General features: G+C 29.3%; 18 protein-coding genes. 5 read left to right on the top strand and 13 right to left on the bottom strand.

What is annotated here, in order from left to right:
* Window positions 1–291: 291 nt before the first annotated feature.
* The 12 genes from ACKU3H_RS14235 to ACKU3H_RS14180 all read right to left on the bottom strand — a co-directional run bounded on the left by ACKU3H_RS14235 (window position 292) and on the right by ACKU3H_RS14180 (window position 11355).
* Window positions 292–438, bottom strand: coding sequence for a hypothetical protein (locus ACKU3H_RS14235; RefSeq protein WP_320034537.1), 147 nt, complete (start codon window positions 436–438; stop codon window positions 292–294).
* A gap of 46 nt (window positions 439–484) precedes the next feature.
* A complete protein-coding gene (locus ACKU3H_RS14230; protein ID WP_320034536.1) occupies window positions 485–988 on the bottom strand; it encodes a M48 family metallopeptidase in 504 nt (167 codons plus the stop codon).
* Between the two features lie 8 nt (window positions 989–996).
* On the bottom strand, window positions 997–2718 hold the full coding sequence (locus tag ACKU3H_RS14225) for an ATP-binding cassette domain-containing protein (protein WP_320034535.1): 1722 nt from the start codon (window positions 2716–2718) through the stop codon (window positions 997–999).
* A 76-nt stretch (window positions 2719–2794) separates the two neighbouring features.
* Window positions 2795–3631 (bottom strand): helix-turn-helix domain-containing protein, encoded by an 837-nt coding sequence (locus ACKU3H_RS14220; RefSeq protein ID WP_320034534.1) that lies wholly within the window; start codon window positions 3629–3631, stop codon window positions 2795–2797.
* A 48-nt stretch (window positions 3632–3679) separates the two neighbouring features.
* Window positions 3680–5089, bottom strand: a complete 1410-nt coding sequence (eat, locus tag ACKU3H_RS14215) for an ethanolamine permease (protein ID WP_320034533.1) — start codon at window positions 5087–5089, stop codon at window positions 3680–3682.
* 9 nt (window positions 5090–5098) lie between these two features.
* On the bottom strand, window positions 5099–5941 hold the full coding sequence (gene eutC / locus ACKU3H_RS14210; RefSeq protein WP_320034532.1) for an ethanolamine ammonia-lyase subunit EutC: 843 nt from the start codon (window positions 5939–5941) through the stop codon (window positions 5099–5101).
* Entirely contained in the window at window positions 5941–7341 is a 1401-nt protein-coding gene (locus ACKU3H_RS14205) for an ethanolamine ammonia-lyase subunit EutB (protein WP_320034531.1), read from the bottom strand. The genes eutC and ACKU3H_RS14205 overlap by 1 nt, the downstream gene beginning before the upstream one ends.
* 351 nt (window positions 7342–7692) lie before the next feature.
* Window positions 7693–8487, bottom strand: a complete 795-nt coding sequence (locus ACKU3H_RS14200; protein WP_320034530.1) for a M48 family metallopeptidase — start codon at window positions 8485–8487, stop codon at window positions 7693–7695.
* Window positions 8459–8899, bottom strand: coding sequence for a heavy metal-binding domain-containing protein (locus tag ACKU3H_RS14195; protein WP_320034529.1), 441 nt, complete (start codon window positions 8897–8899; stop codon window positions 8459–8461). The genes ACKU3H_RS14200 and ACKU3H_RS14195 overlap by 29 nt, the downstream gene beginning before the upstream one ends.
* Window positions 8899–9213, bottom strand: coding sequence for a YbjQ family protein (locus tag ACKU3H_RS14190; protein WP_320034528.1), 315 nt, complete (start codon window positions 9211–9213; stop codon window positions 8899–8901). The genes ACKU3H_RS14195 and ACKU3H_RS14190 overlap by 1 nt, the downstream gene beginning before the upstream one ends.
* Before the next feature lie 161 nt (window positions 9214–9374).
* Window positions 9375–9581, bottom strand: a complete 207-nt coding sequence (locus ACKU3H_RS14185) for a hypothetical protein (RefSeq protein ID WP_320034527.1) — start codon at window positions 9579–9581, stop codon at window positions 9375–9377.
* Window positions 9582–9681: 100 nt separating this feature from the next.
* Complete coding sequence (locus tag ACKU3H_RS14180) at window positions 9682–11355, bottom strand: protein adenylyltransferase SelO family protein (protein ID WP_320034526.1); 1674 nt, start codon at window positions 11353–11355, stop codon at window positions 9682–9684.
* Between the two features lie 220 nt (window positions 11356–11575).
* Here ACKU3H_RS14180 and ACKU3H_RS14175 point away from each other — a divergent pair, with 220 nt between their 5' ends.
* Together ACKU3H_RS14175 and ACKU3H_RS14170 are read left to right on the top strand one after the other, a co-directional pair.
* The gene (locus tag ACKU3H_RS14175) at window positions 11576–12064 is read left to right on the top strand and encodes a hypothetical protein (protein ID WP_320034525.1); all 489 of its coding nucleotides are present in this window, start codon (window positions 11576–11578) and stop codon (window positions 12062–12064) included.
* Between the two features lie 69 nt (window positions 12065–12133).
* Complete coding sequence (locus ACKU3H_RS14170) at window positions 12134–12526, top strand: hypothetical protein (protein ID WP_320034524.1); 393 nt, start codon at window positions 12134–12136, stop codon at window positions 12524–12526.
* 18 nt (window positions 12527–12544) lie between these two features.
* Here ACKU3H_RS14170 and ACKU3H_RS14165 read toward each other — a convergent pair whose 3' ends face one another.
* Window positions 12545–13039: a redoxin domain-containing protein gene (locus ACKU3H_RS14165; RefSeq protein WP_320034523.1), complete on the bottom strand. Its 495-nt coding sequence runs from the start codon at window positions 13037–13039 to the stop codon at window positions 12545–12547.
* Between the two features lie 121 nt (window positions 13040–13160).
* On the opposite strand from ACKU3H_RS14165, the gene ACKU3H_RS14160 reads away from it, so the two are divergent.
* From ACKU3H_RS14160 to ACKU3H_RS14150, 3 genes are all read left to right on the top strand, one after another.
* Window positions 13161–13463 carry a hypothetical protein gene (locus tag ACKU3H_RS14160; protein ID WP_320034522.1) on the top strand — a complete coding sequence of 101 codons (303 nt, stop codon included), beginning with the start codon at window positions 13161–13163 and terminating at the stop codon, window positions 13461–13463.
* Window positions 13464–13638: 175 nt separating this feature from the next.
* On the top strand, window positions 13639–13830 hold the full coding sequence (locus ACKU3H_RS14155) for a hypothetical protein (RefSeq protein WP_320034521.1): 192 nt from the start codon (window positions 13639–13641) through the stop codon (window positions 13828–13830).
* A 270-nt stretch (window positions 13831–14100) separates the two neighbouring features.
* Entirely contained in the window at window positions 14101–15987 is a 1887-nt protein-coding gene (locus tag ACKU3H_RS14150; RefSeq protein WP_320034520.1) for an NAD(+) synthase, read from the top strand.
* Window positions 15988–16081: the final 94 nt, after the last annotated feature.

Genomic DNA, 16081 nt, shown 5'->3' with positions numbered 1-16081 from the left:
TTGAAGAACTTAAAAATTAGAAAAAATTTCATAAAATTTACTCAAATACATAAATGGAAAAGAGTGTTTAAATGTATAGCCCACTTGGGGAAAGGATATTTATGGAATTTTATATTTACTGCATAATAGGATGTGCATACATTTTATTAGCTCTAACAAAAATATTCCACTAAAAAATTTTCGATTCTTTTATGTTTAAAAGGCTTTAAAATTTTACTGTAACCTTTACAACTGTTACAACTCCCACCCTTTAGGGCTTTATTTATGGTTGTTGTAGTGGTTGTAGTGGTTTCAAGATATTAATTTATAAGTTACAGGTCTACCTTTTTTCTCTTGATGTTTAGACCAAAACTTATCCACATATTTTTCAAGAGTATCTCTAGCTGTTTTGTCTGTTTTCTCATGTCCTACAGCTTTGAGTAATTCAGTTTGCTTCATTCTATCTTTTGCTTTTTCAAGAACAGATTTTGTTTAGATTATGCTATTAATACAACTTCCCAAACCTATCAACATAAGTAAGATAAACCCTCAAATCAAACTCATACTGATGATAGCTTGGCTCCATAAAGGTGCATAGATTATAAAAGGCTTTGTCGTGTTGTTTCTCTTTTATGTGGGCTAACTCATGTACTACTATCATTTGTAAAAACTCTTGGGGTACATTTTTAAAGATTGAGGCTATTCTTATTTCATTTTTACTTTTTAGTTTTCCACCTTGAACTCTTGAGATGATTGTGTGTAGTCCTAAGGCATCGTTTATTACATTGATTTTTCCATCATAGATTACTTTACTTAGGGGTAGAGATTTTTTTAGGTATTGGTTTTTTAAATCCATTGTATATTCATACAAAGCCTTGTCACTTTTGTATTCGTGACAAGTTTTGTATTTGCTTAGCAGATATTTGTCTAGCCTTTTTTCATCTATTAGCTTTTGTATACTTTCTACATACTCTTTTGGGTAGTGTGCTAGATATTTTAGTTTACTCATTTTAGATACTAAATCTCATCTAGCTTTTTTTGGAACTCATCATTTAACTTATCAAGTTGTTTTTGTAACTCTCTTAGTTCTTGTTCACATTTTGACTTTTCTGCACCACTTAAAGCTTCAATCTCTTCTATTCTTGTTCTTATAGGTTTTGTTGCTTGACTTTTTTGGGTTACTATTTCTGCTCTTAATTTTTTTATCTCTTTTTTGTTTCTTTTTGGTTTTACAACTTTTTTCTCTTCTGTTGCATCATCTTCCCAACCAATTTTTTCTAAAAACTCATCATAAGTTCCATTGAAATAATCAGCTCCATCATTTGTAAATACAATCAATCTATCACATACTGCTCTTAATAACTCTTCTGAGTGAGTTACAATCATACAAGAACCAGGGAAAGCTTTTATGGCACTTGTTAGGGCGTCTATTGAGTCTATATCAAGGTGGTTTGTTGGCTCATCTAGGAAAAGTAGGTTTACATCTTGTGCGATGATTTTACCTAGCATTACTCTTGATTTTTCTCCCCCTGATAGAAGTGAGATTTTTTTCTTTGCATTATCTCCACTAAACATCATAAGTCCACAAATACTTCTGATAAGTGCTTCTGGAAGTTTGTGATTTACACTATAAATCTCATCCATGATTGTATTGTCTTGATTTAGGTGTGAGATGTTTGTTTGACCAAAGTGACCAAATACACAAGATGAGTGAAAATCTACACTTCCACTTAAAGCTTCAAGTTCTCCCGCAATAGTATTTAGTAAAGTTGATTTACCTTTACCATTTTTCCCTATGATTCCAATAGTTTCACCTCTAGATAGTGCAAAAGTGATATCTTTGAAAAGGATTTTATCAGGAGTATAACCAAAAGATAAATCTTTTACTTCAATTAAAAACTTAGCAGCAGAATCTTTGTAGTTGAAATCAAACTTTAGATTTGCATCATAATCCAAATCTTCTAAAATATCCATTTTCTCTAAGATTTTTACTTTTGATTGTGCTAGTGTAGCAGTTGCTGCTCTTGCTTTATTTTTAGCGATAAACTCTTCTAAGTCTTTTATTTTTTTCTCTTGTGCTATTTTTTGTTTTTCATGGTGCTCTTCGTTTGCTAAGATTTGTTCATAGAACTTTCTTGTTCCACCTTGAATCATAAATGCACTTTTTCTAACTATTCCTAAAGTGTGTGTACAAACACTATCCATAAAATCTCTGTCATGAGTGATTAAGATAACTTCCCCTTGGAAGTTCTTTAAGAAGTCTTTTAACCATCTAATAGACAAGATATCCAAGTAGTTTGTTGGCTCATCTAGAAGTAGCATATTTGGTTCTGTTAAAAGTAGTTTGGCTAAGTTGATTCTGATTTGATATCCACCAGAAAAAGATTTAGGGTCTTTTTCTAAATCTTCCATTGTAAAACCCAAACCAAAAAGTATCTTTTCAGCTTTATAAATTTCGTATTTGTCCTCTTCACTTAGTGCAAGAGCTGTTTCATTTATCAAAGTTTTTTCAGTAAAATCAAAATACTGTTTTAAAGCACCTATTTTATATGCTTTTGGAAGTTTTATCTCTCCACTGTCTTGATGTTCTTCACCAAGTATAAGTTTGAAAAGTGTTGATTTCCCTGTACCGTTTCTACCTACAAGACCAACTTTGTCTTTGGCATTTAGTCTAAGATTTAAATCTCTATATAAATCATTTGTTGGATAACTTTTTGATATGTTAACTAATTCAATCATGGATTCTTCTTTGTGTGTTTTTTGAGTTTGGGATTATACGCTATGATGGGTTATATGTTTATAAAGTGGGAAAAGTCTAATATTTAGAATATTCTCTAAGGTTACATAAACCTTGATATTGTGGAAAATCACTATTTATATTTAAAAAGTTTTCAGGTGTTGCTTCAGTTAAACTTTTAAATTCCCTTATAAAATGGGAGTGGTTTGAGAAGTTTTGTTCTTTTGCCAGTTCTTTGAATTTTGTATCATGTTCTCTGAATTTTATGTAATCTAATATTGAATAAAATCTTCCTATTCTACTTAAAAACTTGGGAGTTAATCCTGTAGTTTTTTTCATGTTTCGTTCAATTTGTCGAACTGAGAGATTTTGAGATTTAAAAAAGGCATCTAAATCTCCATCTTTATATAGTTTGTTTATATTACATAGATTTTCATTTTTATTAAAGTCAGATTTATAAAATAGGTCTATTAAAAAGTTATTTAGTTCGTTGTAAACTTTTGTTTTGTCATGTTTGAAGTTGTATATTTTTTCTATAAATGAAGAATCAAAATTTATTGATAAATCTTCCAAAGTATACATTGTATCTATTAATTCATCAACTGCTATATTAAAAAGTTTGTAGAATACACTTGGGTTTAGTTGGATATCTATAAAATATGCATCATCACTAACATAAGCAAAGTATGATTTTGATACAGGAGGATGAACATAAATTCCTCTTGTCATCTCCCCATTTTTATAAAGACTAAAATTTATCTCTCCATCTAGTACTATAAAAACCGTTGCACACCCATCAGGAATGATCTTTTGACAATTGATAAGATTACCATTACCATCTCCTTCTAAAAACCAAAAGACCTTTATCCAGTCTTTTAGTTTTTCATGAGGAATTAGCATTGAGGATTTAAGCATTTAAAACCTTAATTTTTTTAATAAGCTAATTATAATATATTCTACTTTTTAACCTAATTCATGAGCCAAATCAGACTCAGCTTGTTCAAGCATCGCAAACTCTTCATCTGCTGTTTTAGCAACTAAGTGGTTTTTACTATATAAGAAATAATATAAAGCACCAATTATATAAAGAATAATCGTATAAACAAAGGCTCTTGGATCAAAGGCATAAACACCTGTTAATGCAACCAATGATAAAACAAATGCAATACCTGATGTTACAGTTCCACCTGGAGTTTTATAAGGTCTTGGCATCTCTGGGTTTTTAACTCTTAGTAAAATATGACTTAAAGACATTAAAGCATATGAAATAGTTGCACCTACAACTGCCATTGCTAACATTAAATCACCTTCACCACTTAAAGAAGCTAAAAATCCTAAAACACCTGGAACAATTAAAGCCCAAGTTGGAGTTTTTCTTTTACTAGTAAGTGATAAAAATCTTGGTAAATATCCAGCTCTTGATAAGGCAAAAATTAGTCTACTATATCCATAAATAATTGAGAAGAATGATGCAATTAAACCAGCTAATCCTAAAACATTAACAGTTGTAGCTAAAGTGGTGTTTCCAGTTGCATTTAATGCATCTACTAAAGGAACAGCACTTTTACCAATAGCTTCAGCTCCTGTTGCACTTGGAACTAAAAACAGTACTAATGCAGCAGTAAATAGTAAGAATACCATAGCAGCGATAATCCCTTTAGGTACATCTTTTGCAGGATCTTTTGCTTCTTCAGCTGCTAATGGGACACCTTCAACAGCTAAGAATAACCACATAGCAAATGGTAATGCAGCCCATACACCATACCAACCTAATGGTAACATTTGAGTTGCTCCTGCAACATCAGCAGATGCAGCGATATCAAATAGTTTAGTTGAATCAAAATCACCTAATAAAGCAATAGCAGTTGCTAAGATTGCAAATACAGCTAAACCACTAATCACCATCATTGTTTTAAGAGCTTCACCCGCTCCAATTAAATGAATAGCAATAAATGCAGCATAAAATAGTGCATAAACAATAGGACCATTAAATCCAGTTAAGGCTTCAACAGCAGAACCGATAAATATTACAATTGCAGCAGGTGCTAAAGCATACTCAATTAGTATGGCAAGACCAGTTAAAAAACCACCAGCTGGTCCCATAACTTGTCTAGCGAAACTATATCCACCACCAGCAGCAGGGATTGATGCTGACATCTCAGCAAGTGATAATACTAAACAAAAATACATTAAAGCCATAAGACCTGCTGCGATTGCAAATCCACCCCAACCAGCTTCTGCTATACCAAAGTTCCATCCTGCAAAATCCCCTGAAATTACATATGAAATCCCTAAACCTGCTAATAAAATCCAACCAGCAGTACCTCTTTTTAATTGTCTCTTAGCAAGATAATCTTGATTCAAATTACTCATTTTCTTTCCTTATTTTATTAAAAAATTTTCTTCATTTATATTGTTTTCTATTATTGTTTGTGTTGTTCTATCTTTTAGGTTTACACCTGATAGTTCTAGTCTTCTAGACTCTTTTAGTAAATACATCGCCTTTTTTATTCCCTCCTCATAAGATAATCCTTCGATTCTAATATTTGATATACAGTTTCTACTCTCATCTGTGAGTCCTACTTTTGGATTATATGTTAAGTACAATCCCATACTATCAGGTGAACTAAGTCCTGGTCTCTCACCAATTAGTACAATGGATGTTTTTGAATTTAATATTTGTCCCACTTCATCACCAATTGCTACTCTTCCTTGTTGAACAATAGTAATTGGAGCTAAGTTCCAAGATTCTTTATCAGTATTTAATTCTTCAATTAATTTCTTTATAAAAATTGCAGCATTTTCTTTTATTGCAAGGGAAGATAAACCATCTACAACTACAATAGATAAATCATATTTTTCATCTTTTAAAGTATTTACCTTAGTTAATGTTTCGATTGATTTTTTATCTAATCTTCTACCTAAATCTGGTCTTTGTAAATATGTAGTTCTATTTACTGCTTGGGAATGCAGTAGTATTGGTGTAAATATCTCTTGATATAGGTTTGCATTTTCCAATTGTTCAATTACAGTCTCAACATCTAAAGGTAAATGAACAGCATCTTGTGCTTGTGCATGAGCTAATTGGAAGTTAAGTGACTCTTGGGTTGGTATACTAACTCCTGCTCTTCCTAAACCAATTCTAGCATCTGTATATTCTCTAAGGGCTGCCCATGGGTTTTCAATAACATTTTGCTTATCATTAGCTTTTTTAATATTACTCATTAGTTTGTCCCAATTGCATTTGATAGTGATTTTAAAAATGTTTTAGGCATCTTTTCATTTAAGATGAAATTATCCATATTTTTAAAAATTTCCATTTTTTCTAACCAAGCTGTAAACTCAGGAGCTGGCTTTAAACCTAAAACTTTTCTAGCATAAAGTGCATCATGGAAAGAGGTTGTTTGATAGTTAAGCATGATGTCATCACTTCCTGGAATTCCCATGATAAAATTGCACCCTGCAACACTTAAAAGTGTTAATAGATTGTCCATATCATTTTGGTCTGCATCTGCATGATTTGTATAACAAATGTCACATCCCATAGGAACACCTAATAGTTTCCCACAAAAATGATCTTCTAATCCAGCTCTTGTAATCTCTTTCCCATCAAATAAATACTCAGGACCAATAAATCCCACAACGGTATTTACTAAAAGAGGTTTGAATTTTTTTGCAACTGCATAAGCTCTTACTTCACAAGTTTGTTGATCTAAACCAAAATTTGCATTAGCAGATAGTGAGCTTCCTTGACCTGTTTCAAAATACATTACATTGTTGCCAACTGTACCTCTGTTTAGTGAAAGAGCAGCCTCATGAGCCTCTTTTAAGATACTTAAGTTTACTCCAAAACTTGAGTTTGTAGCCTCTGTTCCACCAATAGATTGGAATACCAAATCAACTGGAGCTTTTTTCTCAATTGCTTCAATAGTATTTGTAACGTGCGTTAAAACACACGATTGTGTTGGTATCTCATATTTTTGTATAACATCATCCATTAGTTTAAGAAGTTTAATTGTTTGCTCAACATTATCAGTTGCTGGATTTATACCAATAACAGCATCACCATTTCCATATAATAAACCATCTAAAATACTTGCTGCAATTCCTCTTACATCATCAGTTGGGTGGTTTGGTTGAAGTCTAGTTGATAATTGATTTTCTAAACCAATAGTATTTCTAAATGAAGTTACTACAGGGGACTTTTTAGCTACTAAAATCAAATCTTGATTTCTCATGATTTTACTTACAGCTGCTACTATTTCAGGAGTGATTCCAGCTCTTATGCTATTTATAACTTCTTCTGTTGTTTCATCACTTAAAAGCCAGTTTCTAAAATCTCCCACTGTTAGATGTGAAATTGGCTCAAACGCTTTTTCATCATGTTCATCTATTATAAGTCTTGTAATCTCATCTTTCTCATAAGGTATTAAAGCTTCAGTTAAAAAAGTTTTTAGAGGAACTTCTGCTAATCTCATCTGAGCTATTACTCTTTCTTGTGAGGATAAAGCTGAAACACCTGCTAATAAATCTCCAGAACGTTTTGGTGTTGCTTTTGCCATTAAATCTGCAAGATTTTTAAAAGTGTAGGTTCTATTTCCTAAGGTATATTTATAATTACTCATATTGCTATATACTTTATATATTAAAGTATAAATCCTTTTTACAAAAGTGATTACTACATAAAATTTACTGATGTAGCTTGTATAAGAAAATTTTAATATATAATGGTACGTTATAGTAAATATGATTTGTTTATTTTTTATAAAATGGAGAATTTGACAATTGTTAAATAATTTTTTACTTATTTTATAGATCTATATATAATTAAAAATATTGATAAATCTACCTTAAAATCATTAGTTTATAAATATTTTCTTTTATGAAAAAACTTATTATTTATTTATAGAAAAGCGTTGTTTTGTGTTAGATTTATTATTTCAAATGTCGTTTTTTTATTATACATTGAATAATTTTCAAAAAGAAATGGTTTTTGAACTATTCATATTTTGCTCTTTTATTACTTTTTTCATCTCTTCTATTCTTTTATGAAAATCAGGATGCGATGCTAAAAAATATTTCCATTTTTTTTCATTTTTTCCCATTCTTTCAAAAAGATTTGTTGCTCCAGATACTGAATCATAAGCACATTGCATAAGTTCTAAACCTGATTTATCAGCAGCTATTTCATTATTTTGAGAATATTTAGCTCCTCCAATTCCAATAGTATAGTTTAATAAACTGCTATACTCTTCACCCAATATTAATCCTATAGAGGCAAAAAAAAGTGAATTTCCTAAACCTTTTAGGTGATCTTTATTTTTAAAATGGGATAACTCATGGGCAATTATAAAGATTAGTTCACTTTCACTTTTAAGTTCATCCATCAATTTTTGTGTAATATAAATTGAACCTCCAGGTAAGGCATAAGCATTTGCAATATTGTCTTCAGAACTTATAAAAATTTTAGTTTTATAAGGGATATTTGTACAACTTGCAAGCTTATTTTTAATTTCACTTAGGTGTTTATCTTCCTTTCCATTTAAATCAATATCGTAAGTGATAAAATTTAAAAGTTTTTTCTCTTGTTCTGTGGATAAATGAGAAACTATAAAATTAACTGTCAATGAAATTAAAAGATAAAATAAAGTAGCTAATATAGCTAGTGATACGCCCAATTTAAAAGTTTTTAATAGAAAACTCTCTTGTGTAACATTTACACTTGTATTGGGAATTTTAGCATTATATTTCACGATAAATAGCTGTTCCATATGCAAGTACTTCAACTGTACCTATAGCTTTAGAATTTTTAGAGATTGAACTAGTTTCAATTCTTATATTTATTATTTCATTTGCATTAGTTGCATTCTCTTTCATCCTTAAGATTGCTTCTCTTCTTGCTCTATCAACAAGTGTTTCATAAGTTGAAATATTTCCACCAAAAATATTTATTAGTGCTGCTACAAATTTTTTAAAAAAATCTATAGATATAACAACACTTCCATTAACTAGTTTTGAATCTATTATATTTTCATTGTTTAGTGGCTTTTTGAGCATAATTGTTGGTAAAGATATAAACTCTTGTTCTCTTTTTTTTATTGATTTATAATGTCTTCTTTCGGCTAAAGTACCAAATAGGTAACCCATAATCAATAATATTAAAAAAATTATCAAATCATACATTATACAACCTTTACAGCTGTCCCATATACATATAGTTCTGCAGCACCTGCCGCAACTGTTGAGGTAGAAAACCTTACATTAACTATTGCATTTGCACCCAATGAGTGGGCTTGTTCTATCATCCTATTTATTGATTCATCTCTAGATTCACTTAATAATTCAGTATAGCCTTTTAATTCACCACCAAAAATATTTTTTAAACCAGCCATAAAATCTCTTCCAAGATGTTTTGCTCGCACAGTTGAACCTGAAACAACACCAAAGTGTTCTATAATTTCTTTATTTGGAACAGTTTCAATATTTGTTATTATCATCAATATATACTCCTTATATATAATGTATGATATTATCTTAAATTGTATTAATATTAGAAATGAATTTTATTTTGATTTTTATTAGAGTGTATTTTAGATTATTAGTTTAACTAAGGTATAGTTTGTACTATACCTTTAGATTTTAAAAGTTTTATTAACGCTTATGCGACTTGTTTTTTATATTGATTTATTGATTCAAAAATTGTGTCCCAAATCTCTGATAGTTCTAGTACACATTGTCTGTTAAATAGGTTTGAAACACCTTGCGCCATTTCGCTGCTATCAACTTGATATCTAATTACTTTATCACTGAACTTAACTACTACATTGTTATCTTGAGATGTAGCTTTATATTTGCTTCCAATCATTTTAATCCCCATATATTTTAAAATACAAATAATATTAAAATGATATAACAAGATAGTCACAGAAAAGTAACAAAATAGTTTAAAATTTAAACATTTTTATTTAAGAAGAGCAACTTACATGTGAAATTCCTGCAATTCCGAAAAAATCTGTTGGTTTTTTTCTATAATATTTCTCTTCTATCTCTTTTGTTTGTTCCTCATATGGCTTTGTCATAATCTCTTGTAATTCTTGGATTAATTCATAGTTTCCATTTTCTGCATCTTGATAAGCTTTTACTAAATGCCACTCTCTTAAAGTATATTTTGGATTTATTCTTTTCATATTTTTTGAAATAGTTTCTAAATCCTTATCTAAGTTCTCTTTCCAGTTTTCAAGCCACTTATTCCATGCTGATTTTATATTCTCTTTTTCAAAACTATTATCATAAAAAGCATTTGATATCTCATTTATATCTTCAGGTAAATTTGATAACTCCCTAAAAAATATTGTATAGTCAATAGGTGTTTCCATCAAAAGATTGATTAGTTCATTAAATAGTTCAAAATCAAACTTGTCAAGTCCTAGTTTTGAAGCCCACATTTTTTCTATTTTTGATTGCATTATATTTACAAAATCATTTTCAATATTTTCTAACTTTTTTAAACTATCTACATCAAGTAATGGTTTTAAAGCACTACAAAAGGATTTAAAGTTTTTTTGTGCTGCTTGGGGTTGATTGAAAAATGAAAAGTGCATACCACCACCAGTCCATGGTTGGTAATTTGGGTCAAACATATCTATAAAACCAAAAGGTCCATAGTCTAAAGTAAAGCCACCTGCTGCGCAGTTATCACTGTTGAAGTTTCCTTGACAATATCCTACTCTTATCCAGTTTGCTACTAATGAACTTAGCCTGTCTTGATAGTTTTTTGCTAGAAGTAATACTTTTTCTTCTAGATTTAATTCTTGACTTATTAGCTCTTTATATTCCCTTTCAATTAGATGCAATACAAGCATCTCCAACTCTTTTTTTGCATCTTGATATTCGTTTTTTCTAGCACGTCTTCCAAAAAGTTCAAGTTGTCCAACTCTTATAAAAGATGGAGCAACTCTTGTGGTGATTGCTACATCCTCTTCTATCATAAGTTCAGGGTCTTTTGAATAAGAATTATCTCTAAACCAAGGTCTACTTACTTGCTCTTTTTTAGAGGTAAATAAAGTTAAAGATCTTGATGTTGGAATGCCAAGAGAGTGCATATGCTCTTGGGCTAAAAACTCCCTCACACTTGATCTTAAAACTGCACGTCCATCTGCACCTCTACAATATGGAGTTCTACCTGCTCCTTTTAGTTGAAATTCCCATCTTTTACCATTTAAAACTGCTTCCAAAACTGAAATTGCTCTTCCATCTCCATAACCATTTCCTGTTTGAAAAGGGCATTGGGCATAATATTCTGTACCATAAATAGAAAGTGCATATCCTGTTGCCCAACCTTTATCTCTTATTTGTTCAGACTGATTTGAAATATCACCAGAAAACATTTTTATAAAATCTTCTGATTCAATCAACTTTTCATCAAAACCCAATTCTTCAAAAAAATCTTTACTATGAGAAATATATATTGGCTCTTTTATTGCAGTTGGTTCTACACTAACGTAGTGTCCAGAAAAAACCTCTCTAGGAAATTTGTTATCTGAATTAAACGCTTCTTCAGGGTCACTATTTAGGCTTTCTATAAAAGAATAGTTAGTATATTTTGCAAGTTCATCAAATGTTTGTATATTTTCTTTCATTTTTATAATCCAATTATTTTTATATATTTAGACTTTTAACATAAGTACTTGAAAGGTATAGAAAAAATATGATTTAAAAATATTTATTAAGTAAAAAATAATCATATACAAAGCTCTTACTTAAACTATTATCTATGTTTGATTTTTAACTTATTATTAAATAGAACTAAGATAAATTTTGAAAGGACGTTTTTTTGTTGGGTGAACTGGAGGGATTACTATGGTTTCTTTGCTTCATTTGCACGTCATTGCATTAGTTGTGATTTATTTAAATGTTTTGATTTTTAAAAAAAATATTTTAAACGATTTAGGTTCTAAGTATTTTTTTATAAATTATATTTACCATAATCACAAAAAAATCAGTTGCTTTCTTATAACTTACCCCTTTTTTATTATTTTAATCTATTACTTACAAGAAAATATATTTTTATTAAGCTCATTTTTTGTATCAATTCTTCATGTTTATTTTTTATATGAGATAACTTCTAAAAAAAATATAAATAAAAGAGAAGCTTATATAGCTTGGTATAAACAAAATGTTAAACATAGTCTTTCTATGCATTCTTATGATATCTCAAAAAAAGATTTTAACTTTTTAAATGAGAAGTTAAATCTTGCTATTTTATTTAAATTTGAAATTATTTTGTATCTATGTATAGTAGTAGAAAGTGAAGTGATGTATGAGGTTATATCTTATTTTCGTCCATAAAAATAAAATATAGACTAATACAATTTATGCTAAAATTAGCTCTTAATTAATATATTTGAAGGTGTTTTAGTGTCAATTTATGCTTTACAATCATTAGCAGGTGGATTTCTAGATGAAGATTTAGAACATTTTAACAAACATTTCGATGACTGGTGTATTCAGTTTGAGAGTTATGATGAGGCTATGGATATAGTTCAAACTCTTGAAAATCAAGAAGCCATAGATGTAGTAGAAATTACTCCATTAAGTTATCCAAAGTATTTTTTTAATTCTTTACAAGGTACAGTTTACGCTACAAGACAAATAGAAGATAAGATTATTTGTGTAATAGAACCACATATTGGTGCAAGTTTTAGAATTGCAATATGTGATTTAAAAACAAAAAATGTAAGACTTACAAAAACTACATATAAAAATATTCCAAGTATCGAGAATGCTTTTGCAAATTTTGATGAGATATAAAATCTATTAAAATATAGATTACTCACTCCACCATAATTTTAGTTTTAGATTAAAACTTGAAGTATATCCAACATCAGTAAATTTTAGATTTTTATTTTTATCATAAATTAGTGTTGTTGGGTAAGCTTTTACATTGAATCGGTATGCAAAGTCATTATAAGTATCATCAACAACATTAAAGCTTAGATTATTTTCTTCTAGATATTTTTGAATCTCCTCTTTTGTTCCTGATTGACTAGCTATTGTAATAACTTGATAATCTTTTGATAACTCTTCTATTGTTGGAGATTGTAGTTTACAAATAGGACACCAAGTTGCCCAAAAATAAACCAATGTAGGTTTTTCTTTATTTAGAGTATAACTTTTATCATTAATAAATTTAAAAGCATCATAGGGAAGATTCTCTTTATTTAAATCTTGCGATTTATAGTAGCTTATTATATTTAAAGCTATTATTGCAAAAATTGTGTATTTAACTATCTCTTTTATATATTTTTTTATTTTTTCATTCATGGTGTAATTTTAGCTTGTGGCTTTTTTAATATCACTTAGAAAAAAAAGATTTCTTGATAAATTTATATATTGCATAATGTAATATATTTACATTATGTAATATAAATGGTATAATTCTTTTATGAAAAAATCTATACCAAAATTAGAGATGTTAAGTGATTCACTTAATTCTCATATGACTTATTATAAATTCAATAAAATAGATATTCATTTATCTGACAACTATCGTAAGGGTAGGATAAATGCTGCAAAATGGCTTAATGACTTAGTATTTTATTATATACAAAAAGAGGCAAATCTTATTGAAGAGTTTAAAGAACATATCCAAAGGCAGAAAAAAGAGTTAGCCTCTTTAGCTGAGACTGAGTTTAAGCAAGGTTTATATGATGAACTAAATATTGTTGAAGAGATTATAAGTAAGTAGATTAAAAAGGAAAAAGATGTTAGATATAGTTTTTTATTTTGTACTTTTTATTTTTTTTACTTTTACCTATGGTTATATAAAAGAGAAAAAAGCACAGAAAAATAAAATTCCCTTTCATAAAGAGAGATTAAAATAGTAATTTTAAAAAGATGGTATAATAAATCAAGGATTAAAATTGGATATAAATAAATTTACAAACATAAAACTTGAAAAAAAACATAGAATTATTTTGATGATTATATATGCTGTCATAATGTTTATTTCTATTCAAGCTCAAATGGGTTTGATTAGCTTTATTATTCTATTTGCTGTGCTTCCTATAGTTATTTTTATTTATGTAAAAAAGTTATTTCCTAAGAAAGATTAACTTTTCTATTAATTATTTGTTAACGTATTATTGCATTTTTATTAACCTAGGTAGATTATAATTTTAATATAACAAATGAAGGAAACGCGAATCCTTTTTGTGAAAAGTTAAATATGCGAAGTTTAACATTTAGTCTCCGAAATTTTAAAAGGCTCTAAAGGAGCCTTTTTTTATGCCTTATTATTTCAATTTATACTACACAATCTACAATTTAAAATAACAAAGGATATAATCTATCCTATAAAACATAAAATAAGGAAAATCTAAGAGATGTATGGTTTTTATAGGGTAGCTTCAAGTGTTCCAAAAGTACAGATTGCAAATACAGATAAAAATATCCAAGAGATAATCAAAATATTTGAACAAGAAACTAAAAACGAAAGTTCAATCGTACTTTTTCCTGAGTTGTGTATTACTGGATACACTGTAGGAGACCTTTTTTTAAATCAAAATCTATTAGAATCTCAATATCAAGCCTTAGATAAATTATTAGTAAAAAGTAAAGGTATATCAACTATTGCTATAGTTGGAATAGTAGTTTCTTTTGAACATAGACTTTACAACTGTGCAGCGGTAATTCAAGATGGAAGTATTTTAGGAATAGTTCCTAAAAGCTATCTTCCAAATAAAAACGAATTTTATGAAAAAAGATATTTTCAATCAGGGCTTAGAATAAAAGCAAAAACTCTAAAACTTCTAAATCAAGAGGTTCCTTTTGGGGTTGATTTATTATTTACAGATGAAAACAATGTCACTTTTGGAATAGAACTTTGTGAAGACTTATGGTCAATCTTACCACCAAGTAACCAAATGGCTATAAACGGTGCAAATATGATTTTCAATCTTTCAGCTTCAAATGAACTTGTTGGAAAATCTTCATACAGACAAGAGTTAGTAAAAACACAAAGTGCAAGATTGGTCTGTGCTTATATTTATAGCTCTTGTGGAGTAGGGGAATCAAGCTCTGATACTATTTTTGGTGGAGATGCCTTGATTTGTGAGTATGGTTCTACTTTGGCAAAAAGTGAAAGATTTACTTTAGAAAACCAAACTATAAGAGCAGACATAGACCTTGAAAAAATTATTTGGCTAAGAAACCATGAGTCGTATTTTGGAGATAGTATTCCAAGTGAAGTAAGAATCATAAAAGTAAAATCAACACAAAATATCTCAAAACTAGATAGATATATAGATAAACACCCTTTTGTACCATCAAATGAGAAGATGAAAAAAGAGGTTTGTGAAGAGATTACAAATATCCAAGCTCACGGTTTAATCAAAAGATTAACTCACATAAACTCACAAAAAGTTGTTATAGGAATATCTGGTGGATTAGATTCTACTTTGGCACTTTTAGCTACATATAAAGCTTTTGAGATACTAAAATTAGATGTTAAAGGGATTATTGCTGTTACAATGCCTGGTTTTGGAACTACAAGCAGAACAAAATCAAATGCAATAAAACTTTGTGAAGCTTTAGGTGTAACAATAAAAGAGATTCCAATCTCTGAAATATCTTTAAAAGAGTTTGAGGCTTTAGGACATGATAAAGAGATTCATGATGTAACTTATGAAAATGTTCAAGCAAGAGCAAGAACTTCTATTTTAATGAACTTAGCAAATAAAGAGGGTGCAATAGTTATAGGAACAGGAGACTTAAGTGAGATAGCACTTGGTTGGTGCACTTTCAATGGAGACCATATGAGTATGTACTCTTTAAATAGTGGGATTCCAAAAACACTTATCTCATATCTTGTGGAGTATTTTACTTACAAACAAGAGATAAAAGAGGTTTTAATAGATATTTTAAACACACCAATTTCACCAGAACTTCTTCCCCCAAATAGTGATAAAATCTCACAAGAAACTGAAAGTATAATTGGACCATATGAACTACATGACTTTTTCTTGTATCACTTTATAAGATATGGTGCAAAACCTTCAAAAATACTATTTTTAGCCAATACTGCTTTTGAAGAGTATTCAAAAGATGAGATTAAAAAATGGCTAGATATTTTTATCAAAAGATTTTTCACTCAACAGTTCAAAAGAAACGCTATGCCAGATGGTGTAAAAGTTGGAACTATTAGTCTAAGCCCAAGGGCTGATTGGCGAATGCCAAGTGATGCTAGCTTTGAAGAGTGGTTAAACTATTAATCCTCTTTAAACAACTTGAATAGGGATATAAAAATCTAGGATAAATTTTTGTTAGTTTTACAGCTGTACCTAATAGCTCAATAAAAGTATCAGG

It is taken from the genome of Halarcobacter sp. (assembly GCF_963675975.1).
Taxonomy (GTDB): Bacteria; Campylobacterota; Campylobacteria; order Campylobacterales; family Arcobacteraceae; genus Halarcobacter.
This window is presented reverse-complemented; position numbering and strand designations above follow the sequence as displayed.